The 16708-nt window shown below is 66.5% G+C and carries 20 protein-coding genes and 1 pseudogene; 9 read left to right on the top strand and 12 right to left on the bottom strand.

Translation table 11 applies throughout. The features are described 5' to 3' along the window. Positions 1 to 61 precede the first annotated feature (61 nt). Positions 62 to 811, top strand: coding sequence for a YebC/PmpR family DNA-binding transcriptional regulator (locus Q331_RS0116215; protein ID WP_026381537.1), 750 nt, complete (start codon positions 62 to 64; stop codon positions 809 to 811). A gap of 16 nt (positions 812 to 827) precedes the next feature. On the opposite strand, the gene Q331_RS0116210 is transcribed toward Q331_RS0116215, so the two are convergent. The 3 genes from Q331_RS0116210 to Q331_RS0116200 all read right to left on the bottom strand — a co-directional run bounded on the left by Q331_RS0116210 (position 828) and on the right by Q331_RS0116200 (position 3473). Next, complete coding sequence (locus tag Q331_RS0116210; RefSeq protein ID WP_026381536.1) at positions 828 to 1589, bottom strand: sulfite exporter TauE/SafE family protein; 762 nt, start codon at positions 1587 to 1589, stop codon at positions 828 to 830. A 73-nt stretch (positions 1590 to 1662) separates the two neighbouring features. Then, positions 1663 to 2343 (bottom strand): DUF1013 domain-containing protein, encoded by a 681-nt coding sequence (locus tag Q331_RS0116205; protein ID WP_026381535.1) that lies wholly within the window; start codon positions 2341 to 2343, stop codon positions 1663 to 1665. A 122-nt stretch (positions 2344 to 2465) separates the two neighbouring features. Then, on the bottom strand, positions 2466 to 3473 hold the full coding sequence (locus Q331_RS0116200) for an NAD(P)H-quinone oxidoreductase (RefSeq protein ID WP_034492726.1): 1008 nt from the start codon (positions 3471 to 3473) through the stop codon (positions 2466 to 2468). A gap of 148 nt (positions 3474 to 3621) precedes the next feature. Here Q331_RS0116200 and Q331_RS0116195 point away from each other — a divergent pair, with 148 nt between their 5' ends. The 3 genes from Q331_RS0116195 to Q331_RS0116185 all read left to right on the top strand — a co-directional run bounded on the left by Q331_RS0116195 (position 3622) and on the right by Q331_RS0116185 (position 5554). Next, positions 3622 to 3810 carry a DUF1192 domain-containing protein gene (locus Q331_RS0116195; RefSeq protein ID WP_026381533.1) on the top strand — a complete coding sequence of 63 codons (189 nt, stop codon included), beginning with the start codon at positions 3622 to 3624 and terminating at the stop codon, positions 3808 to 3810. Positions 3811 to 4191: 381 nt separating this feature from the next. Further along, positions 4192 to 4713 carry a protease adaptor protein RcdA gene (gene rcdA / locus Q331_RS0116190; RefSeq protein WP_026381532.1) on the top strand — a complete coding sequence of 174 codons (522 nt, stop codon included), beginning with the start codon at positions 4192 to 4194 and terminating at the stop codon, positions 4711 to 4713. 178 nt (positions 4714 to 4891) lie between these two features. Next, the gene (locus Q331_RS0116185) at positions 4892 to 5554 is read left to right on the top strand and encodes a helix-turn-helix transcriptional regulator (RefSeq protein WP_026381531.1); all 663 of its coding nucleotides are present in this window, start codon (positions 4892 to 4894) and stop codon (positions 5552 to 5554) included. Here the strand turns inward: Q331_RS0116185 and Q331_RS0116180 are convergent. Together Q331_RS0116180 and rpmE are read right to left on the bottom strand one after the other, a co-directional pair. Continuing rightward, positions 5506 to 5901 carry a VOC family protein gene (locus Q331_RS0116180; RefSeq protein WP_026381530.1) on the bottom strand — a complete coding sequence of 132 codons (396 nt, stop codon included), beginning with the start codon at positions 5899 to 5901 and terminating at the stop codon, positions 5506 to 5508. The genes Q331_RS0116185 and Q331_RS0116180 overlap by 49 nt on opposite strands. Positions 5902 to 6142: 241 nt before the next feature. Then, positions 6143 to 6367, bottom strand: coding sequence for a 50S ribosomal protein L31 (rpmE, locus tag Q331_RS0116175; protein WP_026381529.1), 225 nt, complete (start codon positions 6365 to 6367; stop codon positions 6143 to 6145). A gap of 179 nt (positions 6368 to 6546) precedes the next feature. On the opposite strand from rpmE, the gene Q331_RS0116170 reads away from it, so the two are divergent. The 3 genes from Q331_RS0116170 to Q331_RS22160 all read left to right on the top strand — a co-directional run bounded on the left by Q331_RS0116170 (position 6547) and on the right by Q331_RS22160 (position 10171). Further along, a complete protein-coding gene (locus Q331_RS0116170) occupies positions 6547 to 8346 on the top strand; it encodes an ABC transporter transmembrane domain-containing protein (protein ID WP_026381528.1) in 1800 nt (599 codons plus the stop codon). Between the two features lie 144 nt (positions 8347 to 8490). Beyond that, positions 8491 to 9126, top strand: coding sequence for an HD domain-containing protein (locus Q331_RS0116165; RefSeq protein ID WP_051631268.1), 636 nt, complete (start codon positions 8491 to 8493; stop codon positions 9124 to 9126). 175 nt (positions 9127 to 9301) lie between these two features. Continuing rightward, a complete protein-coding gene (locus tag Q331_RS22160) occupies positions 9302 to 10171 on the top strand; it encodes a DUF2189 domain-containing protein (protein WP_084175108.1) in 870 nt (289 codons plus the stop codon). A gap of 39 nt (positions 10172 to 10210) precedes the next feature. On the opposite strand, the gene Q331_RS0116155 is transcribed toward Q331_RS22160, so the two are convergent. From Q331_RS0116155 to Q331_RS0116125, 7 genes are all read right to left on the bottom strand, one after another. Continuing rightward, entirely contained in the window at positions 10211 to 11236 is a 1026-nt protein-coding gene (locus tag Q331_RS0116155; RefSeq protein ID WP_026381526.1) for a peptidoglycan -binding protein, read from the bottom strand. Between the two features lie 4 nt (positions 11237 to 11240). Continuing rightward, positions 11241 to 12299, bottom strand: coding sequence for a MotA/TolQ/ExbB proton channel family protein (locus tag Q331_RS22155; protein WP_169738529.1), 1059 nt, complete (start codon positions 12297 to 12299; stop codon positions 11241 to 11243). Positions 12300 to 12397: 98 nt separating this feature from the next. Then, positions 12398 to 13192 (bottom strand): inositol monophosphatase family protein, encoded by a 795-nt coding sequence (locus tag Q331_RS0116145; RefSeq protein ID WP_026381525.1) that lies wholly within the window; start codon positions 13190 to 13192, stop codon positions 12398 to 12400. Between the two features lie 16 nt (positions 13193 to 13208). After that, on the bottom strand, positions 13209 to 13772 hold the full coding sequence (efp, locus tag Q331_RS0116140; protein ID WP_026381524.1) for an elongation factor P: 564 nt from the start codon (positions 13770 to 13772) through the stop codon (positions 13209 to 13211). Between the two features lie 129 nt (positions 13773 to 13901). Further along, entirely contained in the window at positions 13902 to 15011 is a 1110-nt protein-coding gene (locus Q331_RS0116135; RefSeq protein WP_026381523.1) for a 5-(carboxyamino)imidazole ribonucleotide synthase, read from the bottom strand. After that, on the bottom strand, positions 15004 to 15468 hold the full coding sequence (gene purE / locus Q331_RS0116130) for a 5-(carboxyamino)imidazole ribonucleotide mutase (protein ID WP_026381522.1): 465 nt from the start codon (positions 15466 to 15468) through the stop codon (positions 15004 to 15006). Before purE ends, Q331_RS0116135 begins: the two co-directional genes overlap by 8 nt. A gap of 129 nt (positions 15469 to 15597) precedes the next feature. Next, positions 15598 to 15825, bottom strand: a complete 228-nt coding sequence (locus tag Q331_RS0116125; protein ID WP_034492722.1) for a YdcH family protein — start codon at positions 15823 to 15825, stop codon at positions 15598 to 15600. A 245-nt stretch (positions 15826 to 16070) separates the two neighbouring features. Between Q331_RS0116125 and Q331_RS0116120 the strand changes: the two genes are divergently transcribed. Next, positions 16071 to 16253 carry a YdcH family protein gene (locus Q331_RS0116120; protein WP_026381520.1) on the top strand — a complete coding sequence of 61 codons (183 nt, stop codon included), beginning with the start codon at positions 16071 to 16073 and terminating at the stop codon, positions 16251 to 16253. A gap of 299 nt (positions 16254 to 16552) precedes the next feature. Continuing rightward, positions 16553 to 16708: pseudogene (locus tag Q331_RS23795) on the top strand (IS5/IS1182 family transposase); the annotation flags it as partial.

Below are 16708 nucleotides of genomic sequence, written 5' to 3'. Positions count from 1 at the left end.
CGCCGCTGCCATTATATGCTGCCCGCCCCAAAACAATCGTCCAAGACCCAGGAAAACCGCGATGGCGGGCCATTCACAGTTCAAGAACATCATGCATCGCAAGGGCCGGCAGGACGCTGCCCGCTCCAAGTTGTTCTCCAAGCTCTCCAAGGAAATCACCGTCGCCGCCAAGGTCGGCGATCCCGATCCTAACGCCAATCCGCGCCTGCGCCTGGCCATCCAGAACGCCAAGGCGCAGTCCATGCCCAAGGACAATATCGAGCGCGCCATCCAGAAGGCGGTCGGTGGCGACAGCGAGGCCTATGAGGAGATCCGCTACGAGGGCTACGGCCCGGGCGGTGTCGCCTTCATCGTCGAGGCGATGACCGACAACCGCAACCGCACCGCCGGCGCCGTGCGCTCCTACTTCGCCAAGAACGGCGGCTCGCTCGGCGAGACCGGCTCCGTCGCCTTCATGTTCGAGCGCGTCGGTGAGATCGTCTATCCCGCCGCCGTCGGAGATGCGGAAAAGGTGCTTGAGGCGGCGATCGAGGCGGGCGCGGAGGATGTGGAGAGCGCCGCCGACGCCCACACGATCACCACCGCCTTTGAGGATCTCGGCGATGTCTCGAGCGCGCTGGAGGAAAGCCTCGGCGAGCCGGAATCGGTTCGCGCGGTGTGGAAGCCGCAGACCCTGACGCCGGTCGACGAGGAGAAGGCCGGGACGCTGATGAAACTCATCGCCACGCTTGAGGACGACGACGACGTGCAGAACGTCTACGCCAATTTCGACCTCGACGAGGAGGTCATGGAGCGCCTCTCCGCCGCTTGAGTCGCGCTCGTCCCTCTCAGCGCAGCGCCCCGTCGAAAACCGGCAGCGCCAGGATCGCCGCCGCCACGATGATGGTGATCGCCACCGCCCGGAACAGGCGCTCCGGCGCCAGCGTGAACAGCCGCTGGCCGAGAAGAATGCCGGCGAGATAAATCGGCGCGGCCAGCGCGGCGCGCATCAGCGCCTCGGCGGTGAAAAGGTCGTTGGCGAAATAGGCCAGTCCCGACACCACCGTGCTGAAGGCGAAGAAGACGATGAGATTGGCGCGCACCTGCGCCGCCGTCTCCGTTCCGCTCATCCAGTAGAGCACCAGGGGCGGCCCGGAGAGCTGCGTCGCCCCGCCGAGGAAGCCGCTGACAAGGCCGACGCCGAAGGCCGAGCCAGGCCGCCGCGGCCCGGTGAAGCGCAGGCCGGAGAAGAGGAGCAGAGCCAGCGCCAGAACGAGGGTCGAGACCCCCCAGCGAAACAGGGTCGGATCTAGGCTGGTCAGTACATGCGCCCCGAGCGGCACCGCGATCGCCGCCGCCGCGGCCGCCGGCAACACCGAACGGTAATCGGCGTGGCGCAGCGCCGGCAGGAGGATCGGCAGGGTCGGCAAGGTGTCGATCGTCCACATGACGATGACGGCAGCGCGCGGCCCGATCAGCGCTCCCCCGAAAGGTAGAAACACCAATCCGGCGCCGAAGCCGGTGAAGCCGCGTACCGTCGCGGCCACGAGCACCACGGCGAAGAGCCAGAGGCTCGCCGGCTCCATGGCAAGCGCCCAGAGCCTGTCCATCTGCCTGCCCCCCGGAAATATCGGCTGCTGCGGCCGGCCCGGCGCGCCCCTCACCCCGCCCGGGGCAGCCGTCTCAGGTCACGTCGCTCGATTTCAGGTTCTTCAGCTTGGCGAAAACCGAATCGGGATCGATATCCGGCTCGCGCTGGCCCTCTTCCTCGCGTGGCTGGAAGCGGGTCGTCTCCTCCGCCGAGAGCAGGCGCGCACCCTCTTCCTCGACCGGCGCCGGGGCGGATTTGGCCGCCTTCTTCACCTCCATGTCGAGCTCAAGCTGCGTGCACAGGCCGAGCGTCACCGGGTCGGTCGGCGTCAGGTTCGGCGAGTTCCAATGCGTGCGCTCGCGGATCGCCTGGATGGTCGGCTTGGTGGTGCCCACCAGGCGGATAATCTGCGCGTCCTTCAGCTCCGGATGGTTGCGCACCAGCCAGAGGATGGCGTTCGGCCGGTCCTGCCGCTTGGAGACGGGCGTATAGCGCGGCCCGCGCCGCTTGGTCTCCGGTACCCGCACCTTCGGCATCTGCATCTTCATGTGGTAGCTCGGCGTCTTCTCCGCCTTCTCGATCTCCCCCCGGCTGAGCTGGCCGGAAAGCACCGGGTCGACGCCCTTGATGCCCTGGGCGGCGTCGCCGTCGGCGATCGCCTTCACCTCCAGCGGGTGAAGGCGGCAGAAGGCGGCGATTTGCTCGAAAGTGAGCGCGGTGTTGTCGACCAGCCAAACGGCGGTCGCTTTCGGCATCAGCGGTGTGGACGCCATGGCATGATCCTCCTGTGTTCTCTCCCGGCTTGTGGCGCCGGAGGAGCGGTATTTCGCGTCGATGGACGGGAAGTTGCGCGACATATACGGCCTGCCGCGGGGGCGCGCAATGCGTCCACGGGCTAATCCTCCTCCCCGATGTTGAGGACGATCTTGCCGATATGCTCGCCCTCGATCGCCGCATGCGCCTTGGCCGGCTCGTCGAAAGGCACGATGGCATGGATGACCGGCGTCACCCAGCCGGCGGCAATCAGCGGCCAGACCGTCTCCTCCAGGTTGCGGGCAAGCTCCGCCTTCGCCTCCGTCGGCATCGGCCGCAGGAGCGAGCCGGTATGGATGAGGCTCTTGCGCATCATCGTGGCCAGGTCGATCTCCGGCCTCGCCCCCTTCAGGAAGGCGATCTGCACGATCCGCCCCTCCGGCGCGGCCGCCTCGTAATTGCGCTTGGTATAGTCGCCGCCCACCATGTCGAGGATGACGTCGGCGCCGCGCCCGCCGGTGAAGTCGCTGACCGCGGCGACGAAATCCTCCGAGCTGTAGTTCACCGCCCGATCCGCGCCGATCTGCCGCGCCGCCTCGCAGCGCGCATCGGAGCCGGCGGTGACGATGACCTGCGCCTTGAAGGCCTTGCCGAGCTGGATCGCCATCGTGCCGATGCCGCTGGTCCCGCCATGCACCAGCAGCGTCTCGCCGGGGCGCAGCGAGCCGCACTCAAAAACGTTGTGCCAGACAGTGAAGGCGGCCTCCGGCAGGCCCGCCCCTTGCGCGAAAGAGAGCGGTGAAGGCAGGGGCAACGCGATCGTCTCCGCCACGGCGACATATTCCCCGTAGCCGCCGCCGGAGATGAGAGCGACCACCTTGTCCCCCTCCCGGTAGCGTGTCGCGCCGCTGCCCGTCGCCGCCACCGTGCCGGAGACCTCCAGGCCCGGTATGTCGGGCGCGCCCTTCGGCACCGGATATTTGCCCATACGCTGCAAGACGTCGGCCCGGTTGATGCCCGCCGCCACCACCTTGATCAGGATCTCGCCCTCGCCGGGCTCCGGCACCGGCCGCTCGGCGATCTGAAGTACTTCCGGTCCGCCATGCTCGGTGATGATCGCCGCGCGCATCGTTGCTGGGATTTGCGCCATGTCGCCTCCTTTGGGGCCGCAGAGCCTAGCGCCTTTCACCGCGGCGTTGAACCGCGCACGAACGCCTTCCCCAGAACCCGCGTGCCGCCAGGCCGCCACTGACAGGCGCGGCGCCTGCCGCTATGCTCGTCCGCGAAAGAGGCCGACCATGTTTAACGATGAAGACCGGCCGGCGAAGAAGCCGGCGCATGCCGTGGGCGAGGATCTCTCGCTCCTGTCCGAACACGAACTGGCCGAGCGCATTGAGCTCTGCGACGCGGAGATTGCCCGCCTCAAGGCCGAGCTGGAACGCAAGAGGGGCGGCCGCGCCGCCGCCGACGCCTTCTTCAAGCGCTGACATCGCGGAAAGGTTGCGATGGCGCTGCCGGCTTAACCGCAGGTTAACCTTTATAAGCTCTAATCGGCCTGTCCAGCGATCTGGACTGAGAGTGGTTCCTGTCCACTCTGTTTGACGCCTCCCTGTAAACGACTTGAGCCGCCTTGCGCGGCTCATTTTTTGCCTGCCCGGCGGCCGCGTGTCACCGTCGCGCGGGGGCGCTTGGGGCACGCCGGGACGATCCCGGCCCGGCCACGATCTTTACTAATTGATTACAAATCGATTGAATTGCCCCCTTCATCGGCTGAAATGGTCGGCGACGTCGAAGCCGGTGGACAAGCCGGACATCGGGCTTGCCCGAGGGCCTTCCTCGGCCTTCAATGGCGAGAAGGGGATTGTGTCATGCGTCGAACCGACAGCCAAGCTGAGCCGCTTTCCTTCGGACGCGCCTACGCGCATTCGGAGACTTTTTCGGAGCTCTTCCAGGCCGGCATGTGCCTGGTGGAAGAGACTGCGGCCTATCTCGATGGCGAAGGCCGTCGCTCGGCGGGCGAACTGGACCGTCCCGCCTCCATCGTCTACGCGACCGAATCCATGCGCCTGACGACGCGGCTGATGCAGCTCGCCTCCTGGCTTCTGTTGCATCGCGCTGTCAATGAAGGCGAGATGAGCCTCGATCAGGCGGCGGAGGAAAAGCGCAAGATCCGCATCGACGCGGCCAGCGCCAATATGCACGGTCCCGGCTGGGAGGAGTTGCCGGAGGCGTTCAAGGAGCTGGTGCGCCGCTCCGTCGCCCTGCAAAAGCGCGTGCAGATGATCGACACCGCGCTGTTTGAGGACGGCACCGAGCCGGCCGAGCAGGCGAGCCCAGTCGCCAGGCAACTCGCAGCCCTCTCCGACGCCTTCGAGAAGAAGGCAGGCTGAAGCCCATCCGGCCACGTCTTCGGGCCTTGCCTTATCTGGACAATCCTCCGGCGCGGATGGGTCGGGCCATGGCGGCGAGGCACCCGACCTCGATGGCGCAATCAGGTCCGAGCGCTCGTGCGAGCCGCTCCATTGGCGCTCCCAAACCGTCCGGCAGCCTGCAAAAGCCTTTCACGGCATGAGAGACGATACCGAATTCCAGCGCTGGCACTACTGGGCGGAAGGCGAGGAACGTCATCTGATCCTTCCCGACGGTTGCCGAGATGTTCTGATCGTTCGCAGGAAAGGCGCGCCCGATCGCATTGTCCTGACGGACTTCGACATCCGTCCGCGGCGCGTCACGCTTGCTCCCGGCACGGAGATAACCGGCTATCGTCTGCGCCCCGGCTCCGCCGTCGGCCGCCGCGTTCTTGCCGCCATCGCGGAAAACAGCGTCGAAGTGGAGGATATCCTTGGCAATGCGCTGGACGGTTCGCATGCTGTCGATAGCGCGATCCTGGCGCTGAGCCTTCCAGGTTCGACCGTGCCATCCGTTGCCAGGGACCATGGCGTCACCGTTCGCACGATGCAGCGGCGCTTTCGGGACCTGCACCTGCCGCCCCCCGAATATTGGCGGCTTCTGGGGCGGGCGCGCTGTGCGGCCGGCATGCTTGCCTCGCATCTTCCGCTGGCCGAGATCGCCTGCCTTTGCTCTTACAGCGATCAGTCCCATATGACGCGAGAATGCGTGCGCTGGTTCGGCAAGACCCCGACGCGGCTGCGCCGCGATGCCAGCCTTCTTAGTCTTCTGCGTCAGCCCGCGCTCGGCAACTGGACCGGTGAACAGATCTCGATGAGATAGCCGTTGGGGTCCCTGACATAGGCTGTCGTCTGCCCCCAGGGTTCTTCGCGCACATCCTGCACCGGTGCGGCACCGGCCTCAACGGCGCGGGCCAGCGCCGCACGGACATCCTGTGTCTCGAACGCCAACTCAAAGACCGGTGCCTCAGGGTTCGGTCTGCCCGGAGCCTTTCCGAGCTGCTGCATCAGGGCGATGGAGGAGAAGGCAAGCTTGGTCTCGCCGGTGGAAAGCTCTCCGTAGTCGCCGCTTTCGTGCAAAAACCGCCGTTGAAGCGCAAAGGAGCGTTCGTAGAAATCGAGCGTGGCGGCAACATCCTCCACATAGAGGATCGCGTATCTGAAAATCACCTTGGTCTCCCCGCATCTGGGTTGCAGGGATCGCCTAGCGCGAGCTTCCGCCCGACGTCTTGAAGCATCGCGACACCGGGGTCGACACCGTCCGGCGGGTCCTTGCTCCCGCGTCTTTACGAATTCGGCAACGTTGCCGCCCCGTCCGGCTTCCGGCGCAAACGCGAAAGGCCGGCACTCGGCCGGCCTTCTGGCGTTCGGTTCACGGCCCCTATGAGCCGGGCCCTTCCGAGCCAAGCCCTTACGAGCCGAGGAAACCCGAATACTTGCTCTTGAAGCGCGACAGGCGGCCGCCGCGGTCGATGAGGTGCTGGCCGCCGCCGGTCCAGGCCGGATGCGTGGTCGGGTCGATATCGAGATGCAACTCGCCGCCCTCCGAGCCATAGGTGGAGCGGGTCCAGTATTCGCTACCGTCCGTCATCACGATCTTGACCGGATGATAATCCGGATGGATGTCCTTTTTCATGTCTCGTCTCGTCGGTTAAGGGCGGTCGCTGTGCCGTCTCTAAGGCGCCAGCGGCCGTCGCCGGCGCGCTGGCGGGCGCGCATGTGGTGCTCGCCGGCGATATACAGACAAGGGCCTGCGCCATCAAGTCCGCAACGAAGGCTTGAACCGTTCGGCGCTTCGTGCTCCCTGAGGCCGAGATGAGTGAGACAGTCGACAAGAAGCCGGCTCGCGCCGGGCGAGCCTCTTTGCGTCCGTTGAAGGCGCTTGTTCCCTATTTCGCCAGATATCGCGGGCGCGTGGCCGCGACGCTCGTGGCGCTTATCGTCGCCACCCTGGCGACGCTCGCCATTCCTATGGCGGTGCGGCGGGTGATCGATTTCGGCTTTTCGGCCGAAAATGCCGGTCTGGTCGACAAGTACTTCACCATGCTCATCGTCGTCGTCGGCGTTCTCGCCGCGGCGAGCGCGGTGCGCTTTTACCTCGTCACCACGCTTGGCGAGCGTATCGTCGCCGATCTGCGCGAGGCGCTCTTCACCCATATGATGCGCCTGTCGGCGGCTTTTTACGACACCGCGCGCTCCGGCGAGATCCTTTCGCGCCTCACCGCCGATACCACGCAGATCCGCGCCGCCGTCTCCTTCAGCGCCACCGTGGCGCTGCGCAACATGATGATGTTCATCGGCTCCGTCATCATGATGGTGGTGACGAGCCCGAGCCTTTCCGCCCTCGTCCTGGCGGCCATTCCCTTCATCATCGTGCCGATCCTCTGGTACGGAAGGCGCGTGCGTCAGCGCTCGCGTTACGCCCAGGACCGGCTTGCCGAAGCCTCCGCCTATGCCTCCGAGGCGATCAGCGGCGTCAGGACCGTGCAGGCCTTCAACCAGGAAGAACCGGCGAGGCGCTTCTTCGGCGCCCGTGTTGAGGAGGCCTTCGGTGCCGCCCGCGCCGCCACCGCCGCCCGCGCCGGGCTGACGGCCTTCGCCATCTTCCTGGTCTTCGCCAGCGTCATCGTCGTTCTATGGTGGGGCGCCCAGGCGGTGATCGTCGGCGACATGACGGCCGGCCGTCTCAGCCAGTTCGTACTCTATTCGGTCTTCGCCGCCGCCGGTCTCGGCGAGATCGGCCAGGTCTGGGGCGAAATTAGTCAGGCCGCCGGCGCCACGGAACGCATCGTGGAGCTGTTGAAGACCAAGCCCGCCATCGAAAAGCCGGCAAACCCCGTCGCTCTGCCCAAACCGCCGCGCGGCGAGGTGCGCTTTGAGCGCGTCTCCTTCGCTTATCCGCAGGCCGATGTCGCCGTCTTGAGCGAGGTCGATCTCGCCGTCTCGCCCGGCGAGCGCATCGCCATCGTCGGCCCGTCGGGCGCCGGCAAGTCGACGGTCTTCGCCCTTCTCATGCGCTTCTACGATCCGCAGACGGGCCGCGTGGAAATAGACGGCGTCGATATCTCAAAGGCCGATCCGGACGAGGTCCGCCGGCTGATCGCCCTGGTGCCGCAGGACGTCGCCATCTTCGCCGCCTCCGCCTACGATAATATCCTTTTCGGCAACGAGGCAGCCGGCCGCGCCGAGGTGGAGGCGGCCGCCCGCGCCGCCCATGCCGATGAGTTCATCCGCGCTTTGCCTCAGGGCTACGACACGGTGCTCGGCGAACGCGGCATCACCCTTTCCGGCGGCCAGAAGCAGCGCATCGCCATTGCCCGCGCGCTGTTGAAGGACGCGCCGATTCTTCTCCTCGACGAGGCGACGAGCTCACTCGACGCCGAAAGCGAGGTCGTCGTGCAGGAGGCGCTGGAGACGCTGATGAAGGGCCGCACCAGCCTCGTCATCGCCCATCGCCTGGCCACGGTGCGCAACGCCGACCGTATCCTCGTCATGGAGGAGGGTCGCGTCGTGGAGGAAGGCACGCATGAGAGCCTGACGGCAAAAAGCGGCCTTTACGCCCGCCTCGCCGAGCTGCAGTTCCACAACGGCCGCGCCGCCGCCGCGGCGGAGTAGAAGCCGCTGCCTCGCGGCCTGCGGCCCGAGGCATTGCGGCAAATCGGAGAGCTGCAGGAACAGCTCCGCGCGCTTTCGCTCGCTCCGGCAGGGGTGCTACCCCGCGCCGGGGTGCCTTAAGCCGAACCAAGCGGAGGTCCCGCCATGACGGAAAGGAACGACGACCCGCCCGCCATCGACCCGGAACGCCTTGGCGGCATCCTCGCTTTCGTCCAGGCCGCCGAGAGGCTGAAGGACACGCTGCGCAGCGGCGTCACTGCCGAGGGCCGCCGCGAGAGCGTCGCCGAGCATAGCTGGCGGCTGTGCCTTTTCGTGACGCTCTTCTCCCGCGAGCTTGCCGGTATCGATGAGCTGCGGCTCGTAAAGCTCTGCCTCGTCCACGATCTCGGCGAGGCGATCGCCGGCGACGTGCCGGCGCCGCTTCAGCACGCCGGGCCGGAAAGGGCCGAGAGCGAGCGCGCTGCCCTTGCCGAGCTCTGCGCCCCGCTGCCTGCGGATCTGCGCGAGGAAATCCTCGCCCTTGCGGCCGAATACGCCGCCGGCGCGACGCCGGAGGCGGTCCTCGCCAAAGGCTTCGACAAGCTTGAGACCATCCTGCAGCACGCACTCGGAAAGAACCCGCCGGATTTCGACTATGCCTTCAACCTCGCCTATGGCGCCGAGGCTACGGCGCGTCACCCGCTCCTGAGGGAACTCCGGGTCTTCGCGGATGCCGCCACACGAGGGCAGATGGCCGGCCAGGCCGGGCCGGCAGATAAGGGCGGGCGGCCCGAGACCTGACGGCAGCGCCGGCCTTCATCCCATGGCAAAGCGCGCTGTTGAGCGTCATTCGCGCTTGCGGAAACTGGTTTTCGTCGGACGAAGGCTTCAATCGAGAAAAGAACGGCTCTAAGCTTGCGGCAAAACGACGCCGCCACCACAAAGACAAGGCGGCCATTGCCCAGGGAGGGCCGCCGTGACGCTATCGCACCAGCCGCGCGCCGAGGAGGCGCGCCTTTATCACGACACCGTCGAGGAGGAAGCGGCTGCGCCGCCGCGCCTGCCAGAGGTTCGGCGCCTCGCCTTCGCCGATATCGGCGCCGCGCTGAAGGCAGGCGGGCGCGATTTCCTCGCCTGCCCCGCCTTCGGGCTTTTCTTCGCCTCCGTCTATGTCGCCGGCGGCCTTCTCATCCTCGCCTTCGTCCTGGCGCTCGACATGCCGTGGATGATCCTCATCCTCGGCGTCGGCTTTCCGCTTTTAGGCCCCTTCGTGGCGGCGGGGCTCTACGAGGTGAGCCGCCTGCGCTCCCTTGGCGAAAAGCCTCGCTGGCGCGAGGTCCTGACCGTCGTCGTCAGCCAGCGCCACCGGCAGCTCGGCTGGATGGCCTTCGTCATCCTCTTCGTCTTCTGGGTGTGGATCTATCAGGTACGGCTTCTTCTAGCCCTCTTCCTCGGCTTCAAGAGCTTTTCCAGCCTCGGCGATTTCCTCATGGTCGTCACCACCACGCCGGAAGGTCTCGGCTTCCTCCTCGTCGGCACGGCGGTGGGCGCCTTCCTGTCGCTGGTCCTCTTCTCAGCCACCGTCATCGCCATGCCGCTGCTTCTCGACCGCGATCTCGATTTCGTCTCCGCGATGATCGTCAGCTTCAAGACGGTGAAGGAGAACCCGGGCCCGATGCTCGCCTGGGGCGTTCTCGTCGCCGCCCTCACCATCGCGGCGATGCTGCCGGCCTTCCTGGGGCTTCTCATCGTCCTGCCGGTGCTGGGGCATGCGACATGGCACCTTTACACGCGCGCCGTCGTACCAGCCGGCGACAACGCGATGGCTGCAAGCGAAACGCCATAACCCGCTGAAGGAAACCTTCCTCGCTCCAGGTCGTGAGGTCTATTGCTGCGTCAGCTTCAGCTCAATGCGCCGGTTGCGCGCAAAGGCCTCTTCCGTCTCCGCCTCGTCGAGCGGTCGGAATTCGCCGAAGCCGGCGGCGACGAGATGCTCCGGCGCCACGCCCTCATCGATGAGATAGCGCACCACGGCGATGGCGCGCGCCGCCGAGAGCTCCCAGTTGGAGGAAAAGCGTCCACCGGTGATCGGGCGTTTGTCGGTATGCCCGTCGACGCGGATGACCCAGTTGATCTCTTCCGGGATCTCCGCCTCCAGCTGCTTGATGGCGTCGGCAAGGCCGTTGAGCTCGGCGGCGAAGGAGGCGCTGATCTCGTCCGTCCCGGTCGGAAAGAGCACGGAGGCCGGCAGGACGAAGCGGTCGCCGACGATCTCGATATCGGAGCGGCCGGCCAGAATCTCCCTGAGGCGCCCGAAGAAGTCGGAGCGATAGCGCGACAGCTCCTGCACGCGTTGAGCGAGCGCCACGTTGAGCCGCCTGCCGAGATCGGCGATCTTCGTCTGGCTCTGCCGGTCGCGCTCCTCGGAGGCCTCCAGCGCCTCCTCCAGCGCCGCGATCTGCCGGCGCAGGGCCGAAAGCTGCTGGTTGAGAAGCTCCACCTGGGCAAGCGCGCGCTGGCTCACCTGCTTTTCCGATTCAAGGTCGCCCTGAAGGTCGGCGATACGCTCCTCGGCCTGCCCGGCCGCCCCGGAGGAGGAGGATAACAGCCCCTCCAGCCGGTCGCGCTCGGAGGCGGCGCTCTCAAGGCTTGCCCGCAGCGAGGCGACCGTCTCGGCAAGGTCGCGGCTGTTGGTGCGCTCCAGCGCCAGAAGCTCCGTCAGTTCGGCGATCTGGGCGTTGAGGCGGTTCAAGACCTCGTCCCGGCCGGAGATTTCCTGGTTGAGGAAGAACTGGGCGATGAAGAAGACGGTCAGAAGGAAGACGAAGACCAGAAGCAGGGTCGCCATGGCGTCGACGAAGCCCGGCCAGTAATCGGCCCTTTGCAGGCGCCGTGCGCGCGCCAGCGGCATGGCTCTAACGCTCCTGCGTCTCGGTCACGCCCGGCATGCGCCGCCGAAAGCGGCCTTCCTCCTCGCCGAAGAGCCGGCCCTGCGGGTCGGGGCCGCGGCCGAGCTTGTCGGAGATGGCGTTCAGCGTCCTTTGCAGATGCTCGCGCTGCTCCGCCTGCCCCTCCATCCAGTCGCGCACCATCTGCTGCTCGTTGCGCATATGCTGGACGAGGCCCTGGATACCCTCGGCGAGATTGGCCATCGCCGCGATGGAGGGTCGCCCGCCGCCTTCAAGGTTGCGCGACAGCCGCTCCACGGCAACGCGGATCTCCTGCACCGTATTGCCGGTCTCCGCGTCCTCAAGATCGAACTCCTCAAGGTCCGTCATGGTGGAGAGCCAGTCCTCCAGCTCGGTGTAGAAGCGGTTCTGCGCCTGGCCGGCCTGCAAGTCGAGAAAGCCGAGCACCAGCGAGGAGGCAAGGCCGAAGAGCGAGGAGGAAAACGCAATCGCCATGCCCGAGAGCGGCGCTTCCAGTCCGGCCTTCAGCTCCTCGAAGATGACGCCGGCCTCGCCGGAGCCCACGCGCAGCGACTGGATGGTCTCCGATACCGAGCCGACGGTTCGAAGCAGCCCCCAGAAGGTGCCGAGCAGCCCGAGGAACACCAGAAGCCCGGTGAGATAGCGCAGAATCTCGCGGTTCTCGTCGAGGCGCGTGGCGATGGAATCGAGGATGGAGCGCCAGGTCTGCGTCGACAGCATGGCCTCGCGCCGGTCGCGCAGGAGCGTGGCCATCGGCGCCAGCATTCTCGGCGTCGGCTCGGAGAATTCGGATTCGCGCCGGCGGAAGGAATTGACCCAGCGCACCTCCGGCATCAGCACGATGACGCTGCGAAAGGCGAGCGCCACGCCAATGACGAGCACGCCGACGATGAGCCCGTTAAGGCCCGGATTGGACATGAAGCCGACGGCGATCTGGCGATAGAGGATAAGCGGCACGAAGGCGGCGATCACCAGAAAGATCACCATCCGCACCAGGAAGACCTGAGGCGAGGAGAGCTTATAGGGATCGAAATCTTTCGCCATGGCGTCCAGGGAATCGCCGCTTTGACGCTAATCTAGCGTGATTTGCCGCAAGGGCGAAACCGTCTCGCCGATGACCCGCCGCCGCGCCGCCTCGCAACCTAGCGCCCGGCCTCGTTGAGAAGCTTCAAGAGCCTGCGGTGCACCGCCTCGTTGCCGGCCACGATGGTGCCGCGCCCCAGCATCTGGTCGCGGCCGGAAAGGTCGCTGACGAAGCCCCCTGCCTCGGTGATGAGAAGGATGCCGGCGGCCATGTCCCAGGGCGACAGCGCCTCCTCCCAGAAGCCGTCGAAGCGCCCGGAGGCGACCCAGGCGAGGTCGAGCGCGGCCGCCCCGCAGCGGCGGATGCCGGCGGTCTCGCCCATCACCTTGGCCAGCTGCTTCAGGAAAACGCCGTGGTCGCCGCGGCCGAAATGCGGAATGCCGGTGGCGATCACCGCCTCGTAGAGCTCGCGCCGCTGCGCCACTCTGAGGCGCCGGTCGTTGAAGAAGGCCCCGGCGCCGCGCTCGGCGGTGTAGAGCTCGTCGGTGACGGGATTGTAGACGACGCCGGCCATGAGCTTTCCCTGCCGCTCCAGGGCGATGGAGACGGCAAAGAGCGGAATGCCGTGCAGGAAATTGGTGGTGCCGTCGAGCGGGTCGACGATCCACAGGTGTTGCGGGTCGCTGCCGCGCGTCTCGCCGGTCTCCTCCATCAGAAAGGAATAGCCGGGCCGCGCCCGCTCCAGCTCGTCGCGAATGATTTCCTCGGCGCGCCGATCGGCGGCGGAGACGAAATCGGCCGGTCCCTTGCGCGAGACCTGCAGCTGCTCCACCTCGCCGAAGTCGCGGGCCAGCACGCGCCCCGCCTTCATGGCGGCGCGCACCATTACGTTGATGAGGGCCGAACCGGCCATGTCTTTGCTCTCGGCCCTAGTCGGCGCGCTTGACGTAGGTGATCTCGCTGGTGTCGACGACGATCCGCTCGCCCGTGGTGATAAAGGGCGGCACCATGACGCGCACGCCGTTTTCCAGCACAGCCGGCTTGTAGGAGGAGGCGGCGGTCTGACCCTTGATGGTCGGCTCCGTCTCGGTGATCGCCAGCACCACCTGGTCGGGCAGGGAGATGCCGATCGGCTTTTCCTCGTGCATTTCCAGCGTCACCGTCATGCCGTCCTGCAGGAAGGCGGCGCGCTCGCCGACGAAATCCTCGGCGAGGTTGATCTGCTCGTAGGTATCGGCGTCCATGAAGACCAGCATATCGCCGTCCTTATAGAGGAACTGGAAGTCCTTGGTCTCAATGCGCGCCCGCTCCACGCGTTCGTCGGAACCGAAGCGGTTGTTGAGCTTACGCCCGTCGATGAGGTTCTTCAGCTCCACCTGGTTGTAGGCTGGCCCCTTGCCCGGCTTCACCTTGTTGGCCTTCACCGCCACCCAGAGCGAGCCGTCATATTCGATGACGTTGCCGGGGCGGATGTCGTTACCGCTGATCTTCATGGGATACCTTGTGGGAAAGATTGGCGGCCTTCCACCACACTTTCCACCCCTTCGCAAGGCGCTCGGCCTTCGCCGCGACGCACAAGCGCGCAAGGCCCTCCGACATCCGCCTCAAAGGCAAGGCCCGGGCTAGCGCGCCGGCCGAAGCGGCGAAAGCCGGGTCACATGCCCCATCTTACGCCCCGGGCGCATCTCGCGCTTGCCGTAAAGGTGCAGGCACGCGCCGGCCTCGCCCGCCAGCTGCGCCCATTGTCCCGTCTCCTCGCCGATGAGATTGGTCATCACGGCGTCCGAGTGGCGCTCCGTGGTGCCGAGCGGCCAGCCGGCGACGGCGCGGATATGGTTCTGGAACTGCGAGCAGGTGCATCCGTCCTGCGTCCAATGGCCGGAATTGTGCACCCGCGGCGCGATCTCGTTGACGAGCAACCGCTCCCCCGCCCCCTCGCCGAGAACGAAGAATTCCACGCCGATGACGCCGACATAATCGAGCGCGTCCATGACGCTCACCGCGATCTGCCGCGCCGCCTCGGCGGTCTGGGGGGCGATGGCGGCCGGCGCGCTGGAGGTATGGAGGATGTGGTGGCGGTGGACGTTCTCCGTCACGTCGTAGACTGCGCTCGCCCCGGCAAGCCCGCGCACGCCGATGACGGAGACCTCGCGCGCGAACGGCACCAGCACTTCCAGGATCGCCGGCGCGCCGCCGATGGCCGCGAAGGCCTCGCCCGCCTCCTCCGGTGCCTCGATCCGCGCCTGTCCCTTGCCGTCATAGCCGAAGCGGCGCGTCTTCAGGATCGCCGGCGCGCCGATCTCCTTCAGCGCGGCGGCAAGCTCCGCCTCGCTGGCGACCGGCCGATAGGCGCCGACCGGCACGCCGATTTGGCTCAGGAAATCCTTCTCCGTCAGCCGGTCCTGCGCTACCGCCAGCGCCCGCGGACCCGGCCGCACCTTGCCATGCGCGGCAAGGAGCTCGGCCGCCGCAACGTCGATATTCTCAAACTCGTAGGTGACGACATCGACCGCCTCGGCGAAGGCCTTCAGCGCCGCCTCGTCGTCATAATCGGCAATGGTGGCATGGGCGGCGACGTCGAAGGCGGGGCTGTCGGGATCGGGGCAGAAGATATGCGTTCTGAAGCCGAGCTCGGCGGCGGCATTGGCCAGCATGCGTCCGAGCTGGCCGCCGCCCAGGATGCCGATCGTGGCCCCGGGCTTAAGCGCCTCTTCCCCGGCCGTCTCAGCCATCGTCGTCGGGACGTTCAGCAACGCTCTCGCTCTGCCTCTGCCGCCACTCTTTGAGCCGCGCTGCAATCTCTTCGTCCGAAAGCGCCAGGATGGCGGCGGCGAAAAGCCCCGCATTGGCTGCCCCCGCCTCACCGATGGCGAAGGTGGCGACCGGCACGCCCGCCGGCATCTGCACGATGGAGTAGAGCGAATCCTGCCCCGACAGCGCCTTCGACTTGACCGGCACGCCGAGCACCGGCAGGCGCGTCAGCGAGGCCACCATGCCCGGCAGATGCGCCGCCCCACCGGCGCCGGCGATGATCACCTTGAAGCCCGCCGCCTCCGCCCCTCTGGCGAAGTCGTAGAGCCGTTCCGGCGTCCTGTGCGCGGAGACCACCCGCGCCTCGTAGGGCACGGCGAGCTCTTGGAGCTTTTCGGCCGCCTTCTGCATGGTGCTCCAATCGGAGCGCGAGCCCATGACGATGGCGACGGGAACGGTGCTGGTGGAAGGCAAGGCGGCTCGTCGGGATAGCTTGCTGAAGCCGGCGGCTTAGCGAAAGCCGCCGCCGCCCGCAAGCCGCAGGAGAACGCCTGCGCGCCTTTGCGTTCAGGCGATGATATCGGGCAGGAGCTTGTCCTCCAGCGCCCGAATGCGGTCTTTCAGCGCCAGCTTCTTGCGCTTCAGTCTTTGCAGCTGCAGGTAGTCCGGCTGCGGGCTCGCCGTGTGCAAGGCCTCGACCGACTGATCGAGGTCGCGATGCTCCTGGCGCAGAAGAGCGAGCTCGGCCCGGATCTCCTTTTGCGTCAGCTCAACGACGTTACCGCCTTCGTCCATCCTCACCTCCCGAAGCCGGCAATCTAGCACGGCGAGGACCCTGGCGCAGCACGGCCGCGCCGGCGCGCCACGTCGCTCTCGCTAGCCTATCTGCGCCCGGCGGCAAAGGCGCCTTCGCGCCACCGCAAGGCGTGCCCGATGCGGCGATTTTGTGCGCCCTTGTGGATGCCTTGGGGCGTCACCATCATTAGACAGTTACGCCCTGCTGTGGCACAGTTTGATGTCTTATTGGAATGGAGACGCGAATGTCGCTTGAAGCGCATCTTGCAGAGCTGGAGCGGCGCCACGAGGCGCTGGAAAAGGAGCTTGAACAAGCTCTTGCCCATCCAGGATCCGATGATCTTGAGATCAACGAGCTCAAGCGGCGCAAGCTGCATATCAAGGACGAGATGACGCGCCTGCAGGCAAACCAGCAGGCCGCAGTTTAAGGCTTCGCCCGGCGTCGCCTCGGCGTCGGGTGGCCTCACGCCGAGCCTTCTCCGGTCAGGTCGGCCGCATATTCTTAAGGCAGCGCCGATCGCCATCGGCTGCCACACATGCAGTTCTTTTGTTGACTGTGAAGAACGCATAAGCGGCTGATAGTCGACGGATTTCGGTCTCTCGCAAGGTTTCGGTTTTGCAGGATTCGGTGGCTTGAGCCTGCGGAACCTTGCGATTTCGCATGCGGTTTGGGGATTCCCGGCGGCGCCTTTCCGTGATTCGATTGAGAGGATCACGAGAGGTGACGATGCGACCGAGAGCGCCCAATCGCGAGCTCACCGATGACCTGTTCCGCGCCCGGCTCGACCAGATCATCAACATGCGACACGAGCTCGTCCGGCTGGGCGAGCGGATCGACTGGGCGTGGCTCGATGCGGAGATCGCGCCCTGCTTCGCCAGGGAG

This window comes from Afifella pfennigii DSM 17143 (assembly GCF_000688515.1).
GTDB classification, from domain to species: domain Bacteria; phylum Pseudomonadota; class Alphaproteobacteria; order Rhizobiales; family Afifellaceae; genus Afifella; species Afifella pfennigii.
Note: the sequence above shows the minus strand (reverse complement) of the source record. Positions and strands in the feature narration are given on the sequence as shown.